This is a genomic window from Photobacterium lucens, from assembly GCF_009873615.1.
GTDB classification, from domain to species: domain Bacteria; phylum Pseudomonadota; class Gammaproteobacteria; order Enterobacterales; family Vibrionaceae; genus Photobacterium; species Photobacterium lucens.
This window is the reverse complement of the sequence record NZ_SSMG01000242.1, coordinates 1-4,819: the sequence shown is the minus strand read 5'-3', so window position 1 is coordinate 4,819 and position 4,819 is coordinate 1. Positions and strand designations below refer to the sequence as shown.

Genomic DNA, 4,819 nt, shown 5'->3' with positions numbered 1-4,819 from the left:
CACATTATCCGTAAAAATAATCAGGCTTATATTTAATAATTCGAGATTTGGTACATAATGGAGATTGTGAGTCAATATCTTTATATTGATCAGCAAAAAGGAACTTTTTATGAGAAATCTGGCAGATTTTATACACCATACGGAAGGTGAAAACCAAAACTTCACAATTTGGGTGCATGACTCAAATAAACGCTATAAAAAGCTGCTTATTTCTGATTATGCTAGTGACAACATGAATATTGATAATTTATTAGCAAGTCAACTTCATGTCATCATTGAAATCACAGCAGAAGATGGCGCTAACCAAGCTTATCTCCTACTTCCTGAAATCAACGCAGCAGCAACAATCAGCTTCGACAACGGAGAAGTCATCTCTTACATCGATGCTAAAGCAGCTTAAAAAGGCAAGGGAAATTCGAACAATTAAGAAATACTACGGCTAGGCTTTCTTTATTCTTCCCTCTAAAAACAGATCCTCGGATCTGTTTTTTTTTGCCTCCACGAAGGCAATATCCATTTTCTTTTAGGTGATATTACAAGAATCACTATCTACTTACTAATAATTTTATAAATTTATTAGAAGTGCATCTCAAATTATAAATAACTACTATTTTCCGATTTGTTAATCATAAGCTAGGGGTATTTGACGATAACCCATAGATTGTTTTACGACTGCCGGAAGAACAAGCTTTTTCACCATCATCCCAGCCCTCATTAAACCGCGTATTAGAGCCATCTAACGCAGGATCTTTAATATATACAGCCTCGTTATTACCTTTCTTAGCTAATGCTGACTCACAACCTTGGTTATAGCCATAGTGATAAATACTATTGTATTCCACATTACTTACGTACTTATCTGGCACAAAACGAAAACCATCATCAGTTGTGTGGGCACATCCCGTTACCATCAATGTAGCAAAACAAACTAAGCCTAATTTTTTCTTCATCACATTACTCAATCGAATATTTATACTGAGACAAAGAAAGTTTGGTTCACATAAAAAAAAACTGTTAATTTAAAATCGCTCTTTTTTACAACCGATATCACATTTGAAGCAAAAAAAACGGCTATCAAGTTAAACACTCGATAGCCGCTTTAATACAGATTAATTGTAACGATTAAGGCTCATCAACAATTGGCTTTGGTTGGTAATGCTCTGGCTTAAGACCTAGGAACTCAGGAAGTAATGTACCTACTGAAATCGAAGACCAAGTACCTGTTAAGATACCGATGAACATTGCAATAGAGAAACCTTGTAGCGAGGCACCACCTAATAACCATAGTGAGCCTACAGTCATCAGTGTTGTACCCGAAGTCACCATTGTACGTGAGAATGTCGCAATAATAGCTTCGTTATTTGTCGCTTCAATATCTTGGTTTGGTTTCGCAATCAATAGCTCACGAATACGGTCTGCAATAACGATAGAGTCATTCAGTGAGTAACCTAGAATTGCCAAAATTGCAGCAAGTACTGTTAGGTTGAACTCCATCTGTGTCATCGCAAAGAAACCAACCGCTAAGATAACATCGTGTAGTAGCGCAAGTAATGAACCCGCAGCTAGACGCCATTCAAAGCGGTAGCTCAAGTAACCTAAAATACATAGCATAGTCACAAGTAATGCTAGGCCACCTTGCTCAGCAAGCTCTGCACCAACTTGAGGACCAACGATACTGGTATTTAGCACTTGTACATTTGCATGTAGTGGCTCAAGCACCTTTGTGATCTCAGGGTATTGTACACCTTTAGCTGGTGCTGCGTAACGTAATACCCAACGACCAGGTTCATCAGCGGCAATAACAACCACTTCTTGGTTAAAGCCAGCATCCATCAATGGTGTAATTTCACTACTCGTGATCTTACTGTCCATTTGAACTTCACTAACAACACCACCGGTGAAATCTAGGCCCCAGTTCAGACCACGAACACAGATAAACGTGATAGAAATAACCATTAATGCGATCGAGACAATACCCGTCATGTAACGCAATTTGGTTAAGTTTTTAATAATCCAATTTTTCATTGCGTTAAACCCTTACATCTCGACGCGAATCACGACCCCAAACCAAGTTAATAATGGCTCGAGAAGCGAAAATACCAGTAAACATACTTGTTAGTAGACCTAGACCTAGCGTTAATGCGAAGCCTTGGATTGGACCGTTACCGATAGAGTAAAGAACAACTGCAGTGATCATGGTTGTGAAGTTAGCATCGAAAATAGTACCAAATGCACTACTGAAGCCACGGTCAATTGCTTGTGCAAAGCTACGACCTTCACGGATCATATCGCGGATACGTTCAAAGATAAGTACGTTGGTATCAACCGCCATACCGACCGTTAGTACCAGACCTGCGATACCTGGAAGCGTAAGAACCGCACCTGGAATAAGCGCTAACAGACCAAATAGCATGATCATGTTACAGATAAGTGCAACGTTTGCTACCCAACCTAGACGACGGTACCACACAGCCATAAATAGCAGTGTTACACCCATACCTAGAGCAAGTGCAGCGAAACCATTTTTGATGTTTTCAGCCCCCAGAGTTGGACCAATTGTACGTTCTTCAACGATAGTCACAGGCGCTGTTAGTGAGCCCGCACGTAGAAGAAGCGCTAATTGTTGTGCATCTTCCAAAGAACCAGCGCCAGTAATACGGAAACGGCTACCTAGCTGGGTTTGAATTGTTGCAACACTGATGATCTTGTTAGTTTGAACAGTTTCACCTTTAGCATTACGGCTGTACTCACTGTAAGAGGTTGCCATTGGCTTGCCCACGTTCATACGTGAGAAGTCAGACATCATCTTACCGCCTGCACTATCAAGCGTAATGTTTACTTCAGGCGTACCGTTTTCACCAAAGCTTGCTCGTGCATCAACAATGTGATCACCACCTAGAACAGGCTTACGGCTAACACGTACTGGGTTACCGTTTTTGTCAGGTAGGATCATTGTGCTACCTGTACCTTCTTCTTTCACAGCGTAGAAAGCAAGGCTTGCTGTTGCACCAATAACGTTCTTCGCAGCGGCAGGATCTTGAACACCTGGTAGCTCGATACGAATACGGTTTTCACCTTGACGCTGAACTGATGCTTCAGTAATACCTAGCTCTTCAATACGGCTACGCATTGTTTGTAGGTTTTGCTGAACAGTCAGGTTACGAAGATCCGTTTTTTCTTTTTCACGTAGCGCAAGAACTAGGTTGTCACCTGAGCCGTTCGTTGCTTGCCATTGTGGGTATTGTTCACGAATGAACTGACGGATCTTACTGTTTGCTTCTTCGCTTGGTAGGCGAACGATCACTTCATCATTGCCTTTAAGCTCTGCACGACCACCACGGATCTCTTGCTTGCGGAAATCAACACGTAAGTCATCAGATAGCTGCTGCGCATGGTTTTTGTAAACTTGGTTTACATCAACATCTAGCAAAAACTGAACACCACCGCGAAGGTCAAGACCAAGTTTAATTGGCTCAAAGCCCATCTCTTGTAACCACATCGGTGCAGCTGGCTCTAATGCAAGCGTTAAACGCTCTTCGTTTTTCACTAACGTGTTTAACGCAGCTTTCGTGTCTGTTTGTTGTTTAGTGCTGTCTAATACAACAATCGTACGATCTGGTTTTTGCTCAATTTTAAGCGGATCGATATCGTGCTCTTTTAACACCTTCTGAATTTCAAAAGGTGTTGGCATTGCACCGCCCTTCTTACTGATTTGAACTGCTGCATTTTCGCCAAACCATGTCGGAATAGCACTTAATAGCATTATCGAAACCGTCACAATTAGCACAACATATTTCCATGCTGAGTAATGATTCAGAATCTGTTTCGTATTCTTTTTTCTCATTATTTTTAGCCATGTATCTTGCAACAGACAGCCTGTTGCAGTCGATAGAACACCTATAATTATACCTTTATAGCATGAAAATGTTGCGAGTACTCTTTAATGCATTCGACATAAAAGGAGCAGTACAACTATAGGTACGATAACAAATCTTAATAACGCGATGATTATTAATAATTTTATTAATTTTTTGAGAGGTTATTACTACTAGCAGAAAACTCGTGTTCTCTAGTAAATAATAGAATTAGGCAACTTGACGAAGTTGACCGTATTGGGAGTAAATCAGGTTAGAGTCTTTCCAACCGGAAATACGGGATGAGGAAGATTTTACCTTTAATGCCCACTCTACTGTTGGCGATAAAGGTTCAGCATATCCCACCGTGAGTGGAATCGCCGTTAAAATAGGAAATTCAAACGCCAGCCGATAGTCAGGAGAGACCTCTTCCGGACTTAGATGAATAGCATTGATCAAGCGGTTCGACGTACCCAACGCAATATTATAATTACTAAACTCGATACGATGATGTTTACCATGTTCGGAAACACGATTTGTACTTGAAAGCGGGAAATTCCATACCAATTTAGAGCCATTAACAGAGACAGGTAAACCTTGATTCACTTTACCCTGTGATAATGGATGATGCTTGCCTGATGAGTGACCAACATGATGTTCTGATTGAGAAGATGGTGCTGTTACTGGTGCAATATGGGCATGGGATACAAAATCTGAAGAATCATCAGCCAACTGGCTAATTGTATGCATTGTTGGTGCTGAATTAATTAACCCGAGAGTTTCTACATGCGTAGATGCCGAAGCTAATGAGGTAGCCCCTAAACAAATACTTAAAATTAGAAAACGAAAAAAGGTTAAAAACATAACACCTAAAAACAATGTACAAAAAAGATTATCTCCGCAATGATAAGGGTCGATAGTCAGTGACACAAGAAAATTATTAACAAAATAGTGTCTGACTCTTA

The 4,819-nt window shown here is 40.4% G+C and carries 5 protein-coding genes; 1 reads left to right on the top strand and 4 read right to left on the bottom strand.

Annotated elements, in window-relative coordinates; all coding sequences use genetic code 11:
* Positions 1–109: 109 nt before the first annotated feature.
* Complete coding sequence (locus tag E5A76_RS10575; protein WP_053988820.1) at positions 110–400, top strand: hypothetical protein; 291 nt, start codon at positions 110–112, stop codon at positions 398–400.
* Between the two features lie 226 nt (positions 401–626).
* Here E5A76_RS10575 and E5A76_RS10570 read toward each other — a convergent pair whose 3' ends face one another.
* From E5A76_RS10570 to E5A76_RS10555, 4 genes are all read right to left on the bottom strand, one after another.
* Complete coding sequence (locus E5A76_RS10570) at positions 627–950, bottom strand: hypothetical protein (RefSeq protein ID WP_053988819.1); 324 nt, start codon at positions 948–950, stop codon at positions 627–629.
* Positions 951–1,122: 172 nt separating this feature from the next.
* A complete protein-coding gene (gene secF / locus E5A76_RS10565; protein WP_053988818.1) occupies positions 1,123–2,025 on the bottom strand; it encodes a protein translocase subunit SecF in 903 nt (300 codons plus the stop codon).
* 4 nt (positions 2,026–2,029) lie between these two features.
* The gene (secD, locus tag E5A76_RS10560; RefSeq protein ID WP_161118903.1) at positions 2,030–3,844 is read right to left on the bottom strand and encodes a protein translocase subunit SecD; all 1,815 of its coding nucleotides are present in this window, start codon (positions 3,842–3,844) and stop codon (positions 2,030–2,032) included.
* A 241-nt stretch (positions 3,845–4,085) separates the two neighbouring features.
* Entirely contained in the window at positions 4,086–4,718 is a 633-nt protein-coding gene (locus E5A76_RS10555; protein WP_161118904.1) for a hypothetical protein, read from the bottom strand.
* Positions 4,719–4,819: the final 101 nt, after the last annotated feature.